The 22,754-nt window shown below is 75.2% G+C and carries 11 protein-coding genes and 1 tRNA gene; 3 read left to right on the top strand and 9 right to left on the bottom strand.

Annotated features, from left to right (window positions below; translation table 11 throughout):
* Positions 1–81: 81 nt before the first annotated feature.
* From WMF33_RS47540 to WMF33_RS47515, 6 genes are all read right to left on the bottom strand, one after another.
* Positions 82–163: transfer RNA gene (locus tag WMF33_RS47540), tRNA-Leu, on the bottom strand.
* Positions 164–430: 267 nt separating this feature from the next.
* Positions 431–1,651, bottom strand: a complete 1,221-nt coding sequence (locus WMF33_RS47535; RefSeq protein WP_437334759.1) for a sensor histidine kinase — start codon at positions 1,649–1,651, stop codon at positions 431–433.
* A 108-nt stretch (positions 1,652–1,759) separates the two neighbouring features.
* Positions 1,760–3,532, bottom strand: coding sequence for a carboxypeptidase-like regulatory domain-containing protein (locus tag WMF33_RS47530; protein ID WP_437334758.1), 1,773 nt, complete (start codon positions 3,530–3,532; stop codon positions 1,760–1,762).
* A 535-nt stretch (positions 3,533–4,067) separates the two neighbouring features.
* Positions 4,068–12,038: a hypothetical protein gene (locus WMF33_RS47525; protein WP_437334757.1), complete on the bottom strand. Its 7,971-nt coding sequence runs from the start codon at positions 12,036–12,038 to the stop codon at positions 4,068–4,070.
* Positions 12,039–12,199: 161 nt separating this feature from the next.
* Positions 12,200–14,035, bottom strand: coding sequence for a S49 family peptidase (locus tag WMF33_RS47520; RefSeq protein ID WP_437334756.1), 1,836 nt, complete (start codon positions 14,033–14,035; stop codon positions 12,200–12,202).
* A 16-nt stretch (positions 14,036–14,051) separates the two neighbouring features.
* A complete protein-coding gene (locus WMF33_RS47515; protein ID WP_437334755.1) occupies positions 14,052–16,184 on the bottom strand; it encodes a zinc-ribbon domain-containing protein in 2,133 nt (710 codons plus the stop codon).
* A 465-nt stretch (positions 16,185–16,649) separates the two neighbouring features.
* On the opposite strand from WMF33_RS47515, the gene WMF33_RS47510 reads away from it, so the two are divergent.
* The 3 genes from WMF33_RS47510 (at position 16,650) to WMF33_RS47500 (ending at position 19,008) form a co-directional block, all read left to right on the top strand.
* The gene (locus WMF33_RS47510; RefSeq protein WP_437334754.1) at positions 16,650–17,780 is read left to right on the top strand and encodes a hypothetical protein; all 1,131 of its coding nucleotides are present in this window, start codon (positions 16,650–16,652) and stop codon (positions 17,778–17,780) included.
* Positions 17,781–17,974: 194 nt separating this feature from the next.
* Positions 17,975–18,298, top strand: a complete 324-nt coding sequence (locus WMF33_RS47505; RefSeq protein ID WP_437316683.1) for a YtxH domain-containing protein — start codon at positions 17,975–17,977, stop codon at positions 18,296–18,298.
* A 191-nt stretch (positions 18,299–18,489) separates the two neighbouring features.
* Positions 18,490–19,008 carry a hypothetical protein gene (locus tag WMF33_RS47500; protein WP_437334753.1) on the top strand — a complete coding sequence of 173 codons (519 nt, stop codon included), beginning with the start codon at positions 18,490–18,492 and terminating at the stop codon, positions 19,006–19,008.
* Positions 19,009–19,174: 166 nt separating this feature from the next.
* Here WMF33_RS47500 and WMF33_RS47495 read toward each other — a convergent pair whose 3' ends face one another.
* The 3 genes from WMF33_RS47495 to WMF33_RS47485 all read right to left on the bottom strand — a co-directional run bounded on the left by WMF33_RS47495 (position 19,175) and on the right by WMF33_RS47485 (position 22,498).
* Complete coding sequence (locus WMF33_RS47495; protein WP_437334752.1) at positions 19,175–19,486, bottom strand: hypothetical protein; 312 nt, start codon at positions 19,484–19,486, stop codon at positions 19,175–19,177.
* A gap of 517 nt (positions 19,487–20,003) precedes the next feature.
* On the bottom strand, positions 20,004–20,717 hold the full coding sequence (locus tag WMF33_RS47490; RefSeq protein ID WP_437334751.1) for an HAD family hydrolase: 714 nt from the start codon (positions 20,715–20,717) through the stop codon (positions 20,004–20,006).
* Between the two features lie 2 nt (positions 20,718–20,719).
* Entirely contained in the window at positions 20,720–22,498 is a 1,779-nt protein-coding gene (locus WMF33_RS47485; protein WP_437334750.1) for an AMP-dependent synthetase/ligase, read from the bottom strand.
* Positions 22,499–22,754: the final 256 nt, after the last annotated feature.

Here is a 22,754-nt window from a genome sequence, read left to right as displayed (position 1 = left end):
CTGCACACCAGCTGATGGGAACCCGCTCAGCCAGGTGCGCACAAGGATTGGAGAACGATGCGTCGAGAGAGAGAGACAGAGTGCGAAGGGGGGGACTTGAACCCCCACGGTGTTACCCGCTAGCACCTCAAGCTAGTGCGTCTGCCAATTCCGCCACCTTCGCGAGTGGGTCGCGGGACGGAACCTACCCAGCTGGCCAGGGAAGTCAAGCTAATCCTCTCGAAGTCGTCACACGGCCGGCGCGGCGCCCAGGCTGCTCTGGCCGGCGTGGCGGCCGTGCGCCCTCGGCCGATCGTCCGCTGCAGCGCCGCGCGGCCGGGACGCATCCGCGCCGGCCGACCAGGAGCAGCCCCCGGAGCGCGCCCTCACCCCACGGAAGCGCCGCGCGAGCCCCCGCGCCGCGCCTCCAGACGCCGCGCCGCCCCTCCCGTCAGCGGACGAGCGCCTCGACGATCTCGCGGATCTCGAACGGCTTGCGCACCCACGACACCCCGGAGTTCGGCGGGAGGGGCGCCGCGACGGCGCTGCCGGACATCACCACGAGCCGCACGTCGGGGTTGGCGCTGCGCACCGCGGAGACGGTGCCGAGGACGTCCTGCGCGATCGGCGAGATGTCGAGCAGCGCCGCCTGGAACGGGCCGGACGCGAGCGCGCCCGGGAGCTCCACCGCGCTCTGCACGCTGACGATGCTCGCCCCGCGCGCCGTGAGCGCCGTGTCGAGCAGATCCACCACCGCGTCGTCGTCCTCGACCACGAGGATCCTCACGCCCTCGAGGACCGCCCCGGGGAGCGGCGACGTCGTGCTGCGCGGCGCAGGCGGCGCCTCATCGGCGTCCCCTTCCCCGGCCTCCCCCTCCCCGGCTCCCCCGTCGTTGCCGGGCGCGCCGCCCGCGAGCGCGGGCGCGGAGCCCTCGATCGGCCAGCGCAGCTCGAAGCGGGCGCCCTCGTCCGAGGGGACGAGCGCGAGCGCGCCGCCCGCGGAGCTCGCCAGCGCCGCAGAGTGGCGCAGGCCGATGCCAGCCCCGCCAGGACGCGTCGACACGCCGGAGCTCAGCAGCGTCGCGCGCCGCGACGGCGGCACCCCAGGCCCCTGATCCGCGACGCCGACGATCACCGCCGCGCCGTCCAGCCTGGCATCCACGCGCACCGCAGAGCCGCGCGGCGAGAGCGCGACCGCGTTGAGCAAGAGGTTCGTCAAGATCTGCACCACCGCGGCGCCGTTGCTCACGCAGGCCCGCGCGACGTCGGGATCGATCTCGGCGCGGAGCGCGATCGACGAGCGGCGCGCCTCGGGCTCGAGCCCGGTCACGGCGTCGTCGATGACATCGGCGAGCAGCCGCGTCGGCTCGCCCAGCGGCGTCGACGCGACCTCGCCGTCGCCGGCCGGACGCCCCTCGGCGTCCGCGCCGATCGCCCGCCGGATCAGGCGGCGGGCGTCGCGCGCCCGCGACACGGCGACGCCGAGCGCGCGGCTCAGCTCAGCGCCGCGATCGGCCTGGGCCCGCTCGATGCAGCCAACGATCACCGTCAGCGCGTTGGAGACCTCGTGCAGCGCGACGGCGAGCTCCTGCGCCGACGGCAGGGACGCGCTCGCGCGCTCCTCCTCGGCACGCTGCCCCGGTTCGCCGCGCAGAGGTGGCGCGAGGGTCAAGCCATCCTCTGTTGAAGGCTCCGATGTCCCACCGCGCGTCGGCTGCGCCACGGGCGCTAGCCTATCTCGCTCTGCGCTGAGCTGGTACCGCCCTTTTTCGCTCCGACTTCACCGGGACGTCGATGGGGGGAGCGGCAGGACGTAGGAGCCGTCGGCCTCCGACCGGGTCTCGCCGATCTGGATGACCCCCGTGACCGTCCCCTGCGCGGTCTTCCTCTCGACCGGCAGCCAGGCCACGACCGCGGCGTCGGCGAGCCGGTCGCCCGACGACGCGTCGCGGACCACGCCCTGGAGCACGGCCGGGTACGACATGGCGAGCTCCAGATCGATGACCGCGGCGTCGGTCGGAGGGACCACCAGGCGCGGCCGCACGAGCCACGGGTAGGCGGACCCCGGCGTCGGCCGGACCGAGAAGTCGAACTCCCCGGGATCGACGCCGATGGAGAACGCGCCGTTGCGCAGGACCCCGGACGCCTGCCGGGGCAGCAGCGGCTCCGGGTTGAGCACCTGGTTGAGGTAGTTCGTGGCGTCGCCGAGGGAGGGGACCGCGACCACGCTCGCGCCGTCCATCAGCTCGCCCGCGGGCCCCTGGACACGGCCGCGCAGCGCCCCGGCCTCCGGGATGAGGATCGACTGGCCGCAGTAACAGTCGTCGCCGGCGGCGAACCTGAGCGACTGCCTGGCCCTCGCCTTGGTGGTGTCGTTGATCGGCTGCGCGAAGACGACGTACTCGCCGGGCGGGAGGTCGGCCCTGAAGAGGCCGCTCGCGTCGGTCTCGGTGTCGAGCTTGTACGCGGCGGTCGGGGCCTGGTCGATGGTCGCGCTCTGGATGCGGACGGCGGAGAGCACCGGGTTGCCGCTCGCGTCGAGCGTCCGGCCCTCCACGCGGCGCGCCGCCGCGTCGAGCTGGAGCAGCGAGAGGGTCAGGTTCGCCGTGGACCCGTGGAGCGCTATCGCGGCGAGCTCCCAGTAGACCGTGGGCCGCGGCTCGCCGTCCTTGGGCCGCAGCCGGATGAGCGGGCTCTTCTGGCTCTTCTCCCTGTCGGTCCAGTAGAACTTCAGGCTGAACTCGACCCGCGACGCGGTCCCCGGCGGGCTGGGCTCGCCTTGCTCGAGGACGCCGACCTGCGAGATGACGCTGCCGGTCAGCGGGTCGACGACGTCGAGCTTCCACCCGTCGACGCTCAGGCCCGCCGGCACCTGCAGGCTGCCTTGAAGCACCGCGGGAGCCTCGGCGTTGACGCCGAGCGTCCACTGCTCGGGCACCTGCTGGTTCGGCAGGAAGATCGGCGGGGGGAGGTCGCCGCTGCAGCGGCTGTGCGGCTGCGGTACCAGGTAGAGGTGATAGCTCCCGGGGGGGATCGCGAGCTGGAACCGGTGGCCATCGGAGCCGTTCGGCTCCGAGATCGCCGCGTAGCTCTGGGCGGGCAAGCCCAGCAGGGGCGCGATGCGCCGGAACTCGGCCCTCACCGGGAAGTCCCCGCCGGTGAGGTCGCCGCAGTAGGAGCCGCCGAGGCGCAACGTGACCGTGACGCGCGCGGGCGGGGGGATCCGGAGATCGAGGGAATGCACCTGCCCGCCGGCGTCGTCCGGGGGGAAGATGCTGCCGGCGTCGACATCGAGGAGATGAGAGACCTCCGCGCTCACCTCGCGCGAGACGCGCGGCCGGATCTCCAGGAGGAGCCCGTCGAGGTGCGCGCTGGTCGAGACGCACGCGCGGTGCCCGTCGACCTCCGCGCAGGTCGCCCCCGGGCCGCACTCGACCGACCGGTCGCAGGCGTTCGTGGGGCCGGAGTCCGCGTCCTCGAGGGGGATGCTGCACGCCACCGAGGCCGGCAGGCAGGCGAACAGCAGGGCGCGCACGGCGGGTCGCGGGCTCACGGCGCCCTCCTCGCCGAGAGCCCGGCGCGCTCGGCGCAGCGCGCGCGCCGTCGCGGCGCCGTGGGAGCGCGCGGCGGCGCCGGAAGGACGCTGGCGACCGGAAGCCGCCGAGCCGAGGAGGGGAACGCGCGCGGCCCGAACGGGTCCGCACCCGAGCAGGCGCAGGGAAAAATCACGCTGGAAAGAGAAGGCGATGTTCGTGCCAACGCGCCGCCGGCGATCCGGGCAACGCGAGGCGCGCGTGCCGCGCGTGCCGCGCGTGCCGTGCGTGCCGTCGACGGAGCAGCGCGCGGCGTGCATCCTGCCCGCTGGGCGGCGCGCAACGGGCGGCGAGGCTGTGACAGCGCTGTCGCGTTGAGACAGACGCACCGAGGTGACCAGGCCGCAAACGTCGCAGCGGGGTGAAGCGTGGGCGTGCACACGGGAGACCTCGGAGGGACGGGGTGCAACAGGGGCGCTGCCGGCGCCGCGGGGCGCGCGGTCGGGCGCGGAGGACACGGCGGCGAAGGCGGCAGCGCGGCGGCGGCAACGACGCCTACGTGCCAGCGCGGAAGCGCGAGCTGCCCGTGTCGACCCGCCGGAGTGAGGGCACCGTGCCGGGCTGCCATCGCGCTTCGGCGTACTCCATCCGCGTCGCGAGGCGTACGAGATCGGCGATCTCCGGGTGCGCCGCGCACGCGGCGGCGAGCCCCTCGGGCTGGGAGAGCGGGACGGCCAGCTCGAGGCCACGCTCCTTGAGGGTCGCGCGCACCGCGGTGGCGAGGTTGCCCGCGGCGAAGAGGCCGGCGCGGCGCATCGCGGTGCGGGTCGTCTTGACGGCCGCCTCGTAGGTCATCTTGCTGGCGCTGTCGCAGATCTCGCGGAGGCGGCGCTCGGCGCGCGGAGGGATGAGCTGCCAGAGGTTCTGCTCCAGCCGCACCACGGCTGGGTTGCCGCGCGTGCTGTGCGCGGTCGCCTCCAGCGGGCCGAAGGCGGCGACGATCGCGGAGAGGAGCGTGCGGAGCTCGTCCTCGGCGCTGGTGTTCACCAGGACGTAGTCGGGCATGGCGCCGGCCAGGTGAGCGCCGAGCAGGTAGCGCAGCTCGGCGCTGTCCTCGCGGATCTCGCCCCGCAGGAGCACGGCCGGCGGGTTGACCCGGATGACCTGGCCCTCGGGCGACGGGGGCGCAGGCGACGGCGCGCGCTGGTGGAAGAGCGCGGTGCGCAGGAGACCCAGGTGACCGGCCACGGCGCCGTAGAGCTCCCCGAGCACGGTCGGCGAGGTCGGCTGGACCCGCTCGGAGGCGACGAGCCCGGACTGGCCCGCGTCGCGGCGGTAGAGGCCGGTCTCCCAGACGAGCGCGAGCGCCTCGTTGACCGGAGACTCCAGGTCGCGGAAGAGCAGGGCGCTCACGAGCTCCGGCGCGTCGCGCTGCGCGGCGAGGAGCGGGGGCAGGACGGCGCCGTCGCCGCGCCGGTCGGACGGCTCGTCGCCCTCGAAGGCGCGCAGCACGTGCTCGATGGCGCGGGCGTACGTCATGTTCTTGTCGGCGATCGCGGCCGCCTGCAGGCGCTCGAGGGCGCCCCGATCGCCGAGCCGCAGGTGGGCCTGCATCCGGCGGACCGCCAGCGCCTCGCGGGAGCGATCGTCGCGCGGGGCGAAGCTCTTCATGAGCCGCTCGCCCGCCTCGTACGAGCCGGCGGCGAGCTCGCGGAAGAGCGCGGCCTCCTCGAAGCTCTCGGCCGCGGACGGCGGCCACGTGGTGAGGAGCCGCGTCGCGGAGGAGGGCGGCTGGAGCGACACCGGGGCGGAGACCGGCGGCGAGGCGTGCTGCGCGCCGGCGCTGGCGCGGCCCGAGGCGGCGCCGCTGCGCGCGGCGTTGCCCTCCGCGGCCCCCGAGGGCGACGCCCCCGCGGGCGGGGCGACCGCCGGCCCCTCGAGCAGGTCGTCGTCCGACAGCGCGGGAGAGCTGGCCCGCGATGCGTCGGCCGCGATCAGCGACTCGTCGAGCGGGTCGTTGAGCTCGACCAGATCGATGTTCGGATTGCCGGAAGCCGGCGCGGCGCCGCTCGACGGCGCTCGGCTGCTCGCGGGCGCGACGCCGCTCGACGGCGCGCGGCTGCTCGCGGGCGCGGCGCCGCTCGACGGCGCGCGGCTGCTCGCGGGCGCGGCGCCGCTCGACGGCGCGCGGCTGCTCGCGGGCGCGACGCCGCTCGACGGCGCGCGGCTGCTCGCGGGCGCGGCGCCGACCGACGGCGCGCGGCTGCTCGCGGGCGCGGCGCCGACCGACGGCGCGCGGCTGCTCGCGGGCGCGGCGCCGCCGGCCGACGGGGTTGGACCGCCCGGCTGCGCCTCGGGTGCCGCCGGGGCAGGCTCCGTGACGACGACCCGGGCCGGTCCGGCGTGAGGCACTTCCTCGGGCGGCAAGGTCGCCCGCTCGCTGGCCAGCTCGGCGTTCAGCTCGGCGATCTTCAACCCGAGCGAGCGATCCGAGCCCGCCAGCACCGTGGCCTGCGCGAGGATCTGCGCCGCGCGCTCCGGATCGCTCGACGCGTGCAGGCGCGCGAGCTGCGTCAGCGCGCGCGCCCGGTCGATCCCCGAGCTCTGCGCGACGAGCTCCTCGAGGGCCTTGCGGGCGGCCTCGGGCTCGCCCCGGGAAGCCGTGAGCTCCAGCTGGCGCCGCAGCGCCAGCGCGCGCGTCTCCGGCTCCGCCGCGGCCTCCTCGAGCAGGCGCGCCGCCGTCTCTAGCTCGCCGGCGTTCTGCGCGGTCTCGGCGGCGGCGAGCGCGACGCGGCCGCGCGCGCGCATGCCCTGGAGATCGCCGCCGAGCGCGCGCTCGAACAGCGGGAGGGCGGCGGAGAAGTTCCGCTTCAGCGCGAGGCGCTCCGCCATGCCGAGCGCGACGAGCGTGCTCGGGCCGACCTCGGCGTGGCGCCGGGTCAGCTCGCGCATGCCCGCGCCGTGGCCCTGGATGACGTCGAGCGTCTCGGCCAGGAGGAACGCGTGCAGATCGACGTGCGCGGGGCGCAGGCGCGGCGCGATGCGGCCGAGCTCCTCGACCGCGGCCTGCGCGTCGCGCGGCGTCCCGGTCCCGCGCAGGCGATACTCGATGCGGCGCGCCTCGAGGACGGCGTCGGGCGACTCCGGGGCGAGCTTCACGGCGCGGCGAGCGCGCTCGAGGGCCGTGGCGTCGTCGCCGAGCATCGAGGTGGCGCGCGCCGCCTCGACGAGCAGCTGCGCGCGCCGCTCGGGGGCGTCGCGCGACGCGCTGGCGAGCTGATCGAGCGCCGCGGCGAGCGCGTGGCCGTCGCCCTCCCGGCGGGCGATCTCGACGCGGAGCTCGATCACGGCCTCGCGCGGCGCGATGCGCGCGACGCTCTCCAGGGTGTCCTTCGCGGACTCGACGTCCCCGCCGCCGAGGTAGCTGCTGCACGCGCGGAGGTTGTACTCGGCCCGCTCGTCGGTGGTCGTCGCGAGATCGCCCAGCCTGCACCAGAGCGGGGCGGCGCGGAGCGGCGTCCCGAGCCGCTCGTAGATGTCCGCGAGGAACCGGAGCGCGCTCACGTCGTCCGGCGACGCCGCGAGCAGGGCCTCGAGCTCGGCGCACGCCTCGTCGAGGAGGCCGAGGCGCTGCTCGAGCAGGGCAGCGCGCCGGAGCCGCAGCGCGCGCCGCGTGTCCGGCAGCGGGGCCGCCTCGATGCGGCGCGCGAGGAGGGCGGCGACGGCGGCGTGATCGCCGCGATCGCTCGCGTCCTGCTCGACGACCTCGAGGGCGTGCAGGTCGGTGAGGTCCAGCCGGGCGATCGCCTCGAAGAGCGCCACCGCGGTGCCGCGATCGCCGAGCTCCTGGGCGAGCGGCGCGAGCTCGCGCAGCACGAGCAGCCGCTCCTCGTCGCTGGAGGCGGCGCCTTGGAGGCGCGTGAGCACGTCGAAGAGCTGCCGGCGATCGTCGCCGCGCCGGGCGAGCCGGATGAGCTCGTCGAGGTGCGCCTTGTCGAACGGGGTCTTCTGCGCGGCCTCGAGGAGGAGCTCCAGCGCGCCGTGGAGATCGCCGCCCGCGGCGAGGATGCCGGCGAGCTCGCGCGTCATCTCGAGGCGGGCTGCGCCCGTCACGTCCACGCGCGAGAGCTCGGCCTGGAGGAGCGCCAAGAGATCGCCGCCGCGCTCCTCGGCCGCGTACAGCCGCCGCAGCTGGGCGACGACCCCGGCGCGCGCCTCGCCCTGGAGCTGGCCGCCGGCGAGCGCCCGCTCGATGGCGACGATGGCCTCGGCGCGCTGGCCCTCGCGCTCGTGCTTGTCGGCGAGGTGCAGCAGCGCCTCGAGGCGCCGCGCGACTGGCAGGGCGTCGTCGAGCGAGCGCTTCAGCCCCTCGTCGCCGCTGGCCTCGACCGCCGCCTCGGCCTCGTAGGCGAGCACGTCGTCCTCGGGCGCGCGGCGGGCCGCCTCCACGAGCAGCGCCGCCGCGACCGGCGGCACGTTGAGCGCGCCCGCGAGCTTGCTCGCCCACCGGAGCAGGCCGGGGCCGACGCTCGAGTGCGGCCTCATCGCGGCGGCGTACACGGCCGCGATGAGGTGCGACGCCGGCTCCGTCTGCCGGGCGAGCTGGCCGACGATGTCGAGCAGCGTCTGGAACTCGTCGACGTCGCCGTCGGCGAGCATCGCGCGCTCGATCGCGGCGAGCGCGAGCGCGGGGGCGTCGAGGACCTCGACGGCGATGCGCGCCATCGCGAGCCCCGCGCGAGCCCCGTCGGGCCCCTCGAGCTTCGCGATGCTGGCCTTGACAGCGCGATCGAAGCGGATGGCCTCGACCTCCGGCTGCCCGTTGAACGCGACCAGGTCGCGGATCGCCGCGCCCACGTCCTCGACGATCGCCGGATCCGGGCGCACGACCATCGCGCGGAGCAGGATGTCGAGGCGCAGCCGGAGGCCCTCCTCCGTGCGGCCGGTGAGGGCCGCGGCGCGCTTCAGCCACGCGTTGCGCGACGCCGGATCGGCGGTCGCCGCCACCCGCTCGAGCGCGCGCACGGCCTCCGAGGGCTCGCCGGCGTGCTCGGCGAGCCGCGCGAGCAGCACGTACGAGGTGCCCTCGGTGGGCACCGCCTCGAAGCTGGCCACGGCGTGCGAGAGCGCGAGCTCGAAGGCGCCGCGTCGCTCCAGCTGCCGCGCGGCGCGGTAATGGGCGGCGCGGCGGCCGTAGCAGCCCAGGGCCGCGTCGGCGAGCAGCCGGTAGGTCTTGTCGAGGACGGCGACGCCGCCGTCGGCGTCGGCCGACTTCTCGACGAGCGCGACGGCGTCGGCGCGGAGCGGATCGAGCTCGATCGCGCTCGCCGCCGCGGCGAGCGCCCGCTCGGGCAGGCCGTGCTCGTGCGCGAGGTTGGCGGCCTCGATCAGCAGGCTGGCGCGCCGGCGCCGCTCGGGTCCGACGTCGCCCGACCACGCGCTCTCCTCGGCGGCGGGCTGCGCTCCCCCGTCGCCCCGCGCCTCGGCGGCCCGGGCGACGATCGCGTCGATCGCGGCCTCGACGCCCGCGAACTCGCACATGTCGCGCGCGTAGCGCTCGGTCCCGCCGCTCGGCGCGACCTCGCTCGCCCGGAAGAAGGCGGTCTCGGCGCCGCGATGATCCTCCGCCAGGTCCCAGAGCAGGCTCCCGAGCTCGCGCCACGCGGCCGCCGCCTCCGCCGCGGCGTCGCCGCCCTGCGCGGTGAACGCCCGGGCCTTCGCGTCGGCCAGCGCGATGGCGCCGTCGGAGCTCAGCCCCTTGGAGAGCAGCGACGCCTCGATGCGCTGGACCCGCGCGAGGACCTCCTGGGGGTCGGCCTCCTCCGCGGCGGCGCGCGCGAGCTCCTGCGCCGCCCCGTCGGGGTCGCCGCCGTCGAGGCGACAGTCGGCGAGCATGAACATGAGCTCCGTGGCGTGCGACGCCGTGATCTCCACGGCCAGCCACCGCTCGAGCACGGTCACGGCGAGGTGCGGATCGCCGGCGCGGCGCGCGAGCTCCAGGAGCCGCTCGCGCAGGAGCGGGTTCTGCGGGCCGAAGACGTCGAGCGATCGGCGCGCGAGCGCCGTGCCGCGCTCGGGGTCGAGGTCGTAGAGCGCGTGCAGCGCGCTCGCCAGCGGGGCCGCCATCTCGCCGAGCGGCTTCGGCTGCGCCAGGATCCACGCGAGCGCGTCCGAGAGCCGGGCCGCGTCGCCGGCGACCGCGGCGCGGCGGATGAGCTCCGTGGTCGCCTGGGGGGACCCGGGCCGGAGCGCGAGCCACCGCTGGGTCCACGCGAGCGCGAGCGGCAGCTCTCCCAGCGCCTCCAGCGCCCTCGCGAGGCCGTCGCAGAGCGCGCCGCGCGGGAACACCGTGGTGATGGAGCGCTCGATCGCGGCGGCGACCGCGCGGTCGACCTCGAACGGAGGCGCCTCGCCCGCCTCGGCGGCGGCGGCGAGCTCCGCCGTGAGGATCGACGCGAGCGTGGCCACGGCGCGCGTGCTCGACGGATCGGCCTCGCAGGCGAGCACCGCGACCTCGCGCGCGAGCGGCGCGGCGCGCACCTGCTCGTAGAGCGCCGCGGCGACCGCGAGCAGCACCGCGCGCAGCGCCGGCCAGACCGGCGCGGCGAGCTGCACGATCGCGTCGGCGCGCTCCCGCAGGCGCCCGGCCCGCGTGGCCAGCACGAGCGCGGCGCTGGCGGCGCCGCGGTGCCCCGGCGCCTCGCCGAGCAGCGGCGACACCTCGTCGAGCGCGCGGGCGTCCTGGCCCTGCCGCCGGGCGATCGCCGACAGGAGGAGCCGGGCGCGCACCAGCTCGACCCGCGTCAGCGCGGACGCGCGGATCGCCTCGGACCTCACGGAGCGCGCGCCGTCGCCCTCCGGGGACGGCGGCCGCGCCGCGTCGGCAAGCCGCGCGCGCAGCAGGGCGTCGAGCGCGGCGCCGCCCCCGGTCCGACGGCTCACCCGATCGAGCGCCAGGAGGCAGCCGCGGTCGGTCGGCAGCGCCCGCGCGAGCCCCACGAGCGCCTCCTCGTAGGCAGCGCGCTCGTCCGGGCGGCCGCGGTAGATCACGACGAGCCGGCGGAGCGCGTCGATCCGCCCCTCGGCCGTGTCCGCGCCGCGGAGCGCGCGCTGCGCCGCGGCGAGCGCCTCGTCCTGCGCCTTGAGCCGATCGGCGATCCGCTCGAGCCCCGCCGCGGAGCGCTCGGGGTCGCCGCCGGCGCGCTTCAGCGCCTCGAACGCCCACCGCGCGAGGCCGGGGTCGCCGATCTTCTCCTCCGCGAGGCGCGCGAGCTCCGCGAGCGCGTCGATGCGCGCCGCCGCGTCTTCCCTCGCCCGCGCGTCCGAGCCCTCGCCGATGCGGATGAGCGCCTCGACGAGGGGGGCCATGTCGTGCAAGGTCGCCGCGTGCTCGCGCAGCGCCGAGCGCGCCGCCGCGTTGCTGGAGTCGCTCGCCGCGGCCTCGATCCAGGCCTCGACGGCGCGATCGGGGCTCGCGAGCGGGCCGGCGTAGAGCCGCGCGAGCGCCGCGTACGCCTCGGCCCTCGGCGCCCCGGCCCGCTGCTCGGCCCTGATCTCGAGCCGCGCGGCCACGAGCTCGTAGAGCCCTGCTTGCTCGAGCACCTCGTCGATCGCGCGGGCGGCGTCGCCGTCGACCTCCCCGTCGAGGCCCGCGTCGAGCACGCAGCCGACCGCGCGCGCCCAGTCGCCCTCGCTCGTCGCGCCCTTGAGCCGGTGGCCGTGGACCTCCGTCGCGCGCTGCAGCGCGGGCGGGCCGGCCGACGCGCCCTCGCCGCTGGACGCCCGCGCCGCGACCGCTTCGGCGTGCGCCCGGAGCACCTCGTCGGCGGCGCCGTGCCGGCTGCGCACGAACAGCGCGGCGGCCATGGCCTTGGCGGCCGTGTCGTCGTGGGGGGCGATCTCGAAGGCGCGCAGGCGGTCCTCGAACGCCGCCTCCCGCTCGCGCGCGGCTTCGCGCCGCTTGGCCGCCTCCAGGTACGCCTTCGCCGCGGCGGCGGGGAACACCTCCTCCGACGCCCAGGCGGCGATCGTGCCGAGCAGCTCGCTCGCCATCGCGTCGTCCGGGGCCAGCTCGCTCGCCTCTTCGAGCGCGTCGACCGCGCCCGCGACGTCGCTGGCGCGCGCCAGGAGCACGGCGATCTTGACCAGCATCCGCGCCGTCGCGCCGGGTGGCTGCGCGTCGTCGCGGAGGCCGCGCAGCGCCGCTGCGGCCAGGGCCGGCTCGCCCAGCCCGGCCAGCCAGCCGGCCAGCTCGCTCCTCATCGCGGCGTCGTCGCCCAGCGAGAGCGCCCTCCGGGCCAGCGCCGCCGCCCGGTCGAGCTCGACGCCGCGCGCGGCGAGGATCCTCGCGAGGGCGAGGGCCGCCTCGCGCTCTCCTTGCGCGTCGCCGGCGGCGCGGAGCTCGTCCACGCGCGCGCGCCAGTAGGCTTCCTCAGCGCGCGGGCCGCGGTGGCGCGACACCGGCGCGACGGCCCGGCTCCCTCCGATGAGCAGCTGCCCCGCGGAGGCGGGCCCCGCTGGCTCCATCAGCTCCGGCGAATGCAGCGACCTCCGCGCGCCCGACGCTGATGCTGCCCGTTCCGGAGGTGAAGAGCTCATTTCGGCGACCCGCTTCGGGTATGCTGAACCCGATCAGCCTAACAGAACGACCGTGGTACAAGGCCAGTCTTCCGGTGCGATCTCGCGCCTTACCTGAGCGTCACCGCGAACGGTAGCACCGTGAGCGCCCTCTCTCCGGCCAGGAGCGGCGCCATGGAGGCGGCGAAGGTCCCGATCTCCGGCGCGACGCCGAGCCACTCGGGCAGCAGGGCGCCCGCCATCGCCTCCCGCGCGCGCTCCTTCAGCGCGGCGCGGTCCGGGGCCCGCGCGGCGTCCTCGCCGGTCTCGTCTCCGGCGGCCAGGAGCTCGAGCAGGCCTCCATCGTCCTGCTCGATCTCGACCGGCGCGTCCTCGGGCAGCTCCGCCAGCTCGCGCGCGAGCCCGATCGCCCGCTCCAGCCCGCCGAGCTCATCGACGAGCGAGCGCTCCTGGGCCTCGACCCCGCCGAAGATCCGCCCCTCCGCCGACGGCGCGATCGTCTCCAGCGGGAGGTTCCGCCCCGCCGTGATGCGCTTCAGGAACAGATCGTAGACCGCCTCCATGCTGGCGAGCACGCGGGCGCGGGTGGGCTCGTCCCAGGGCGTGAGCGCCGACATGTACGCGGCGCGCGCCGCCCGCGTCGGATCCGGGTTGGCCGCGACGGTCTCCGCGTTGATCCCGATGTCCGCGAGCGCCTTCCCCACGGCGAACTTGCCGCCCACGACGCCGATCGAGCCGATGATGCTCGTCGGCTCGGCGAGGATCTTGGTGCCGGCGCAGGCCAGGTAATAGCCGCCGCTCGCCGCCATGCCGCCGATCGAGACGACCAGCGGCTTCTCCGCCCGCAGGCGCATCAGCTTCTGCCAGAGCAGATCCGACGCCAGCGCGGACCCGCCGGGCGAATCGATCCGGAGCACGACCGCCTTCGCGCTCGTGTCCTTCGTCAGGCGCGTGATGATCCGCCCGAGCTCGCGCTCGCCGATCCCGTCCGACGAGCCGAGCGGCATCCCGCTGGCGGTCATGGTGATGCCGCCGATCGCCGGCACGACCGCCACGTGCGGCGCGCCCAGCGTGCTCGCCCCCGAGATCGAGCGGAACACGTCCACGAGGCTCCGCGAGAGGCTCGGGTCGCGCGGGGCGCCGCCGAACCGCGGCACCGAGAGCTCGGTGCCGGCGAGCTTCTTCGCGTCCTCGAGCGCGGCCTCGACGTCGCCGAGCTCGTCCACGAGCCCCCTCGCCTTCGCCTCCTCCGGGGCGAACGGGCCGTCCTCGACGGCCTCGCGGAGCTCCTGCTTGCCGCGCCCCTCCACGATGCCCGAGAGCCACGCCTCGCGGAGCCCGCCCAGCGCCGACTGGAGCGACTGACGCGCCTCGGGGCTCGCCCCCTCGCGCGTGAACGGCTCGCTCGCGCCCTTGAACTTCCCCACCTGGAGGAAGTCGACGTCCACGTTGAGCCTGTCGAGCAGCCCCTTCGCGAACATGAGCTGCGCCGCGATCCCCACCGTGTCGACCTGCCCGGCCGGGCTCAGCCAGAGCTTGCTGCAGGCGGCGGCCGCCAGCAGCATCGTCGCGTTGTTGTACTCGTCCGCGTGACACACGACCGGTCGCCCCGCCTTGCGGACGTCGCCGAGGATCCGGCCGATCTCGTGGGCGCGCGCGAAGGCGAGGCGCGCGCTCCCGAGCCGCACGAGGACGCCCTTCGCGCTCTCGGCATGCGCGAGCTCCCGCAACGACCGCACGAGCTGCGCATGGGTCCTGCCGCTCGGCGGGCCGAAGAGCGACGCCGACGCGCTCTCGGGGAGCCCGCGCGAGAGATCGATCTCGATGACCGCCGGCTCGTCGAGGCGCCCGGCGGCCGGGGCCGGCAGCGGCGCCGACCGCTCCCTCCCGGTGCACCCCGCCATGGACGCCGCCGCCGCGAGCGCGCCCGCACCGAGCCACCGCAACCGTCGAGCTCGGCGCTTACTCATGCTTGATCCCGGGCAGATCGGAGGTGTCGATCACAGGCGCCGTCGTGCTCGGCGAGGCGGTCGGCGGCGGGTGTACGCCGGGGAGGTCGCTCGTATCGATCGTCCCCCCCGGGGCGACGTAGTCGTCCGGCACGCGGCCGTCGTCCGGCTCCCGGCGAACGCGCCCCGGCGCGGCCGGCGAGCTCGGACCGGGAGCGCCCGCCGCCGGAGAGCTCGGGACGGGAGCGCCCGCCGCAGAGCTCTCCGGGCGCGCGCTCGAGGCCGGTTCGGCGCCGCCGCTCGGCTTGTCGTGCTCGTCCGGCGCCTTCTCGACGCGGTCGATGAAGGCCCGGAGCGGGCGCGCGAGCAGGTGCGGCGGGCTCATGGCGAGCAGGCGATCGTTCTCGACGCGCGCGGCCGCGAGATCGCCGGACCGCGCGAGCGCATAGACGAGGAGCGCCCGCGCCCGCCCGGGGATCTGCTCGACGCTCGCCGCCGCCCGGAGCCGCTTGACGACCGTGGCCCAGCTCGGCTGAGCCTCCGCGAGATCGAGCGCGGCCAGCGTGAGCGAGTTCTCGGGTTGCGCGCTCTCGGCCGAGATCGAGGCGACGAGCTGCCGCGCCGCGGCGAGGTCCCCCTGCACCCGGAGCAGATCGATCGCGGCGCGGCTCACCTCGGCGTCCGCCGACGCGACGCGCCGCGCGTGATCGACCGCCTTGCGGGCGCGATCGATCGCGCTCTTGAGCTCGTGCCGCATCGTGTCCAGATCCGGATCGCCCTCGGCGAGTAGCTGCAGCCGCAGCCACCGCATGTCCGCGTTCACCGTCTCGACCCGGGCCAGCGCCGCGGCGACGCGCGGATCGTCCTCGGCGAGCGCGCTCGCCTTGACGAGCTTGTCCCTCGCGGTCTCGAGATCTCCCTCGGTCAGGCTCCGCTCGCCGTCGGCGAGCAGGGTCGCGACGCGATCGTCGCTCGTCGCCGGACGAGCCTGGACGGCCGGCTTGAAGTACCTCGGCCCGAGCGTCGCGACGCTCACCACCGCGAGACCGACGACGACGAGCCCGACGATCCACCGCGCGATCCCAGTCCTCTTCATCGGCAGCGAGGTGATCCGCGTGTCGCCGTCGCCGTCGTCGGTGTAGGAGGGGCCGCCGTCCGGGTCGGCGGGCGACACCAGCGGCATCGCCCCCGCCCTCCGCCCCGCGCGATCCTCGGCCGCCGCGCGCGGCGACCCGCGCCTCGCTACGGGGCCCTCGTCTCCCTGGCCGTCGGCCGAAGCAGGAGCGGCCGCGCGGTCGGCGCGCGGCGGCGGGGCGCTGTTCGGGATCCGCAGCGGGCCGAGCCCGGAGGCGCGCCCCTGCGCTTCACCGCCGGCTTCGACCCCCGGCTTGACGCTGCCCGGGCGCGCCTCGGCGACCCCGGCGCCGCGGAGCGTCCGCGGCTCTTGCCGGCGCGCGGGGTGCGCGTCCGGCAGCGGCGGCGCCTCTTCCGGCGGCACCACGACCCCTGGCAGCGCGCTCGGCTTGAGCATCGCCCGCGCCGGAGCGCTGGCCTCGGGCTCGAAGGCGGCGGGCAGCGTCGCGCGGCGCGGCGAGGGGCGCTCCCTGGCGGACTGGACCTCCCGCACATCGCGCACGACCGTCTCGTCGTCGTGGATCGACCCGGGACCCGCCTCCGCGCTGGGCTCTGCGCGCGGGAGCGGGATCGCGACCGAGCCCTCGGTCTGCACGGGCGCCGGGCCGCCGAGCCCTGGAGGCGTCAGCGACCTCGAGCGGCTGGGCACCGGCGACGGCCCGCCGATGCCCAGCGCGGTCCCGGCCATGACCATGCTCCCCGGGCCCTTGAAGAACGGCTCCAGCTCCGCGATCGATCCGAGCCGCCGCGGCCGCGCGTTCCCGCGCGAGATCACGTCGTCGCGGGTGACGTGGCCCTGAGAGATCGCCGCCTGGAGCTCCCGGAGCATCCTGAACTCGAGCTCCCGGCCGCCGAGGGTGCGCACCAGCCACTTCTCGGGGAGGGCGCCGTCGGTGCGGCGCACCTTGAACTGGTAGCCGCAGTTCGTGCACTTGACCGTCGTACCGCGCTCCGACACGAGGGCGTCGTCGAACTCGTACTCGGTGCTGCAACGCTCGCAGGTGACATCCATCGGCTCGACCGGTCCCCGTGTCCTCGCGAACGGCTGGCCCACAGGCGCGAGCCTGCCGGGATCCCTCATTCGGAGGTGGCCGCCCGGAACTCGGCGGAACGGTAGCACGGGTTCCCCTGCATGCCCCAAGCGGTCCGCGCCGCGCCGCGCCATCCGGTCCGGCCGCCGCGAGCCGGCCGCCGAGCGCCGGCCGCGCGAGCTCCCCGCCGCGTCCACCCGCCGCCTCCATCCGCCGCGAACCAGCCTCCGCCGGGCGCGGCGCATCCGCCGCGAACCGTCGCGCGCTCGGGCCACATCCCGACGTGAACGCGGCTTCACGGCGCGCGCGCGGGCCGCCGAAATGCGCCGCGTCTCGCTGGGCTTGTTCGGGGCATGTCGCTTGCTACGCTCGTCCGGTCGCGACCGTCACGCGCGAGGGCGCCGCCCCTCGACGCCGGGCGGCCGAATGCCTTCGGGAGACGGTGAATGAAGCGACTTACTCTGCTGGGTCTCGCGAGCGTGCTGGCGCCCCTCCTCGCGGGTTGCCCCATCTACGATGACGCCGACAGCCACTTCTGTGATGCAGAGGACTGCGGGCCCGGCATCCCGAGCTCGGACGGCTGTGACGAGCCGGCCGACTGCGGGATCAACGAGACCTGCGGCGAGGACAACGAATGCCACGTCGGCGACTGCACCGCCTGGGGGTGTAGCGACGGCTTCGAGTGCGTCGTCGACGACGATCACACCGCCTCGTGCGTCGCGACCGGCTCCACCGGGCAGGGCGGCGGCGGCGGCGGTGGCGGCGGCAGCGACGCGGTGTACTGCGGCAACCCCGACGACTGCGCCGAGGGCGAGACCTGCGCGCCGGACGGCACCTGCCAGCCGGGCAGCTGCGATCAGGTCCTCCCGAGCGGCGAGCCCCTCGGGTGCGTCCACGGCTATGTCTGCGAGGGCGCGGGCGACGACGCGACCTGCGTCCCGGCGACCCCGGCCGCGTGCGGCGCCGACGCCGACTGCGCAAGCCTCGGCGCCGACTACCTCTGCGTGAGCGGCATCTGCACCGCGCCTCAGGACCAGTGCTTCGACCAGACCCAGTGTCCGGTCAACGACAAGTGCGTCGAGGGCAAATGCACGCCCGCCTGCAGCGAGGACGCGGACTGCCCCAGCAGCTACCGCTGCGACACAACGCTCGGCATCTGCTCCCAGCCTGCGCAGCCCTGCGTCATCACCGACGACTGCGGCGGCCCCTCTGCCGTCTGCGTCGACGGCGCCTGCGTTCCGAGGAGCGACGGCGAAGACTGCCCCGAGGGCGACGTCTGGGTCGAGAACGGCTGCATCCCGAATCAGTCGAGCAACTTCGTGTGCGGCGAGGATGGGGCGCAGGACGTCTGCGCGCCGGGGTCGATCTGCCTGCACCACAGCTGCTACATCTCGTGCGGCCCGTCGAACCCGAACGCCTGCGCCAACCAGTCGCCCTCGCTGAGCGAGTGCAGGACCGTGACGACGTTCTCCGGCGTGCATCAGGTGTGCGGGTCGAGCGACAACCTCGGCGGCGAGTGCGAGCCCGAGACGTCCTGCGCCGACGGCGGGATCTGCGTCGACGGCTTCTGCCGCTGACGCCGCGGCGCTCCCCCGCGTCACCCTCGCTCTCGGGCAGGGCGCCCGCGCGCCCTGCTCCCTTCGTGCGCAATATGCCCTTGGCATGCGCGCTGCCTCACGTCCCGCCGGTCCCCGTTCCAACCAACGTGAATCCACGCTGAGGGATGCGCGATGTTCGCGCCCCGCACGCTGCGTGAACCGACGGAGCCACAATGAAGGCAACCGATCTCGTCAGTTACATGGCCGACATGTTCCCCTACAGGAGAAGGAGCTCACTCGACTGGATCGTCCCCGTCTCGGTCGGGCTCGGCCTCGGCGTCGCGGTGGGCGTCGGGGTCGGCGTCCTGGTCGCGCCGACGTCGGGCGACGAGGCGCGCCGCCGGCTGCGCGACAGCACCGGCCGGCTGCGCGAGCGCGCGGAGAAGGTCAAGGATCGCGCCCTGGGCGCCGCGCGGCGGGCCCAGGAAGAGATCCAGGAGAGCACCAGCGCGCCCACCGCGGAGCGCTCGTTCGTCAACGACCTCGGCGTCCGCTGAGCGAGCCCCCAGAGCAGGGCGCGAAGGCGCCGCACCGTCCCAGCGCGGTGCGGCGCCTTCCATCATTTCCCGAGCGCTTTCCGGCGGCCGAGCGACATCTGCGCAGCCGGAGCGGCACAAGCGATGCTTTTCCGAGAGCAGATGGATTGAGCGAGACACCTCGCGAAGCGCGTCACAGGGGTCCTCGTCGAATGATGTATTACCGGACGCTCACTGCATTCTTCCCAGGCCGCACGGAAGCCGCGGGCGCGCTTGGCCGCCTCCTCGCCCTGGGCGTCGCGGCCGAGGACATCAGCATGGTGCCCAAGCAGCACTCCCGTCTGGACGAGCTCGAGCTGACGATCCACAGCAAGGCGTCCGAAGGGGCCGCCTTGGGCGCTGTGATCGGAGGCCTCGTCGGGGGCGCGCTCGCCGCGATGACGGCCGGAGGCGCGCTGATCATCCCGAGGCTCGACGCGTTCCTGGCGGGGCCCATCGTCGCGTGCCTCGCTGGAGCGGGCGCCGCCGGCGCGGCCGGCACCCTGCTCGGCGCCGTGCTCGGCGCGCGCTTGCCCGAGTACGAGGCGCGCCGGCTCGACGAGGCCAGCGGCACCGGCGGCGGCGCGGTGCTCTCGGTCCGATGTCTGCCCGACGTGTCCCGCACCGTCGAAGAGGTGCTGAGCGAGAGCGGCGGTCGACGCATCCGCAAGACGTACAGCCGCAGGGCCTGAAGGGGCTCGCCCGGCGCAGCGCGACGGCGCGAGGTGGGGCAGCGCGCTTCCCGGGGGGCAGCGCGCATCGGGGGGACGGAGGGTGGGGCCGCGCGCTCCGCGCACGGCGGCGGACGCGCATCCCGCACACCGGCGGCGCAGGGCGCGCTCGCGCGGGTGCGGGGGATCAGGGCGACGAGCCGAGCTGGCCCTGGGACCGCGCCTGCTCGTCGACGAAGGCACCGATCGCCTGGGCAAAGGTGCTCTTGACGTAGCTCCGGGTCGCGAGGGACCCGAGCTTGCTGAGCACGCGCGGCGTCAGGCCCCCGCCGAGCAGGAACCCGAGCCCAGCCGCCGCAGCGAGCGCGACGTGCGGGTTCTCCCGCGCGAACGCCGAGACCGCCCGCGTGACCTCGGTTGCATCGAGCCGGCCGAGCGCGTCGTTCGCCTTCTCTCGCGCTTCGCGCTCCTGTGTCGCCTCGACCTCGCCTTCCGTCATGGTGACCTCCTCAACCCAGCCGTGTGACGACCCGTCCGATCAGGTATCCCACCGCAGCCACCGCGCACAGCGTGGCCACGGGGCGCTCTTGCACGAGCGAGACAAGCCGCTCGTCCGCGCGGCGAACCTCGCTGAGGACGCGAGGGACGACGGCGGGAACGTCCGCTTGCCGCACTCCGCTCCCGGGCTCTTGTTCGAAGCTTGCATCCTTGACGACCATCGTGAGCCGGCTCCAGCAATGCCCGAACCATCCGGAAGACGTGCATCGGGTGCACGATCCGGAGACGGCCGCGCCGGCGCGGGGCAGCAGGGCGAGCAGATCCAGGAGCGGAGCGCGCGGGACGCGCGCGGGGCGGCGGCGCCTCCCGGGACGTTCGTGCTCACCGAAAGGAGAGCGCCCGGGGAGCGCCGCCCGCGGTGGCCTCGCGCGCCGGCCGCGCCCTCGCGGGCCACCGCCCTCCAGGCGACGGGCGCCGCGCGCGCGGCGCCCGCGCCGACCGCGACGGCGGCGGGCCGCCTAGAACCGCACGCCGAACGCCCGGAGCGCGCGGCGCAGCGCGTCCGCGCCGTCGCACACGGCCACGCGATCGGCGTCGGGCCGCGCTGCGGCGCCCTGCGGATCGCCCTTGAACCAGACGGCCCGCATCCCCGCCGCGAGCGCGCCGTCGACATCGGCAGCGAGCGAATCGCCCACGTGCACCACCGCGGCGAGCGGCGCGCCGAGGCGCTCGGCCGTCCACGCGAAGATCTCCCGGCCCGGCTTCTCGAACCCGAGCCGCCCCGAATCCGCGATCGCCACGAAGTGCGCAGACCAGCCGAGCTCTTCGACGAGCTCCGCGAGCCGGCCCTCCGAGTTCGACAGCACCGCGACCGGCACGCCGGCCCGCCCGAGCTCGACCACAACGTCGATCATCCCCGCGATCGGCCGGCGCCAGAGGTTCTTCCGGGGCTGCTCCGTCCAGAGCCAGTCGACCGCCGCGTCGACCGCGCCGGCCGGAACGCCGCCCGCCTCGAGCAGGCGGCCCATCATGATCTTCCACGGGTGCCCGCCGAGCCCGCGCCGGATCGCGTCGTTGTAGACGCGCCACCCCTCGTCGACCCCGCCGTCCAGCTGCTCCCGGGACACGGCGATGCCCCGCTCGGCGAGGCGGGCGGAGAGCATCCCGGTATCGAGCTCCACCAGGGTCTGACCAAAATCGAAGGAGACGGCGGTCGCGGGCTCGTTGCGCATGATTACTCGGCGTACATCGCCTCGATCTCGCGCGCAAAGTTCTGGCTCACGCTGCGCCGCTTGATCTTCAACGTCGGCGTGAGCTCGCCGTCCTCGATGGTGAAGCCGCGCGGCAGGATCGAGAACTTCTTGATCGTCTCGACCTGCGCCAGCTCACCGTTCACCTCGTCGACGGCCCGCTGCACGGCCTCCCGGAGCTCGGGCGACGCGGGCGAGAGGTCGCCGCTCAGCCCGCGCTCGGCCGCGAAGCGCTTCACGGCGTCGGGCGCCAGCACGAGCAGGGCGGTGAGGAACTTGCGCCCATCGCCGACGACCACCGCCTCGGCGATGAGGTCGTGGCGCTTCAGCGCCTCCTCGATGTTCTTGGGGGAGACGTTCTTCCCGCCGGCCGTGATGAGGATCTCCTTCTTCCTGCCGGTGATGTGGAGGAACCCCTCCTCGTCGAACCGGCCGAGATCCCCCGTGTGCAGCCAGCCGTCGACCAGGGTCTGCGCCGTCGCCTCGGGGTCCTTGTAGTAGCCGAGGAACACGGTCGGCCCCTTCACGAGGAGCTCGCCGTCGTCGGCGATCCGCACGTCCATGCCCGGCACCACCGGGCCGACCGAGCCGAGCTTCGTCCTGCCCGGCAGGTTGTAGGTCGTCGCGCCGGTCACCTCCGACTGGCCGTAGACCTCGGTGACCAGGATGTCGAGCGACGCGAAGAACTCGAGGAGCTCCTTCGCGATGGGGGCCGCGCCGGTGCTGCAGACGTGCGCCCGGCCGAGCCCGATGGCCGCCTTCACCTTCGAGTAGACGAGCTTGTCGTAGAGGCGGTGCTGCAGCGCGAGCAGCGGCCCCGGCGGCTCGCCCCGGGCGCGGAGCTCGCTGTGCTGGAGGCCGACGCGCCGCGCCTGCTGGAGCGTGAATTTCTGCAGGCCCTTCGCCCCGGAGAGCTTCGCGTCGATCCCGGCCCGCATCTTCTCCCAGACGCGCGGGACCCCGAAGAAGGCGGTCGGCCGCACCTCCCGGAGGTTGTCCGCGAGCGCCTCCAGCGACTCGGCGAAGTACACGGCCGCGCCGACCGAGGCCGGGAGGTGGATCGTGAACATCTGCTCGGCGATGTGCGACAGCGGCAGGTAGGACAGGCCGATGTCCCAGGGCGAGAACGGGACGATGCGCGCCGCCACGTCGGCCGAGCTCGTGAGGTTCTCGTGGCTCAGCATGACCCCCTTCGGCGGCCCCACCGTCCCGGAGGTGTAGAGCAGCGTCGCGAGCCCCCGCGGCTCGAGCGCGTCGAGCCGCTGCTCGAACAGCTCGTCCGGGACGCGGCTGCCCCTGGCGAGGAACTCGTCCCACGACAGGACCCGCGAATCGCCCGTCGGCGCGGCGCCCCGCATCAGCACCACCCACGCGAGCTGCGGCAGCCGATCCCACTGGCGGACGACCTTCTCGAGCTGGGCCCTGTTCTCGACCAGCACCAGCTTCGAGGCCGAGTGATGCACGACGTGGCGCACCTCCTCGGGCGAGCACGTCGTATAGATGCCCGCGGGAGCGCCCCCGACGGCCATGCCGGCCACGTGGAGCACCACCCACTCCGGCCGGTTGAAGCCGAGGAGGCTCAGCGCGTCGCCGGGCGCGACGCCGAGCGCGATGAGCGACTTGCCGGCGCGCTGCACCTCGCTCGCGTACTCCCGGAAGCTGGTCATCCTCCAGAACCCCCCCTCCTTCACGTAGTGGGCTGGAGCCTCGGGCCGCACCTTCGCCTGACCCAGCAGGCGCCGCGGAATCGAGTCACAGGGCATCGGCTACCTCGTCACGAAACATGGTGCGCACGTCCAGGCGAGCTTCTCACACTCTCCTCTGAGGTACAGAAAGCTCGCAGAAAGTGACGCTTCTCACAATAGCAGGAGCCGCCTCGGGTTGCCGGGGGGAGACACCCCGCCGCGCTCGTGTGTCCAGCGGCGCCCGATGTCGGCCTCGGCGGTTCTCGAGGCTGGATGCGCGCTCCGGTGCGGGGCACCGGGGGATGGTTCATGCTGCGGTTACGGGCTGGACGCC

Source organism: Sorangium sp. So ce394, from assembly GCF_051474665.1.
GTDB lineage: Bacteria > Myxococcota_A > Polyangia > Polyangiales > Polyangiaceae > Sorangium > Sorangium cellulosum_D.
This window is presented reverse-complemented; position numbering and strand designations above follow the sequence as displayed.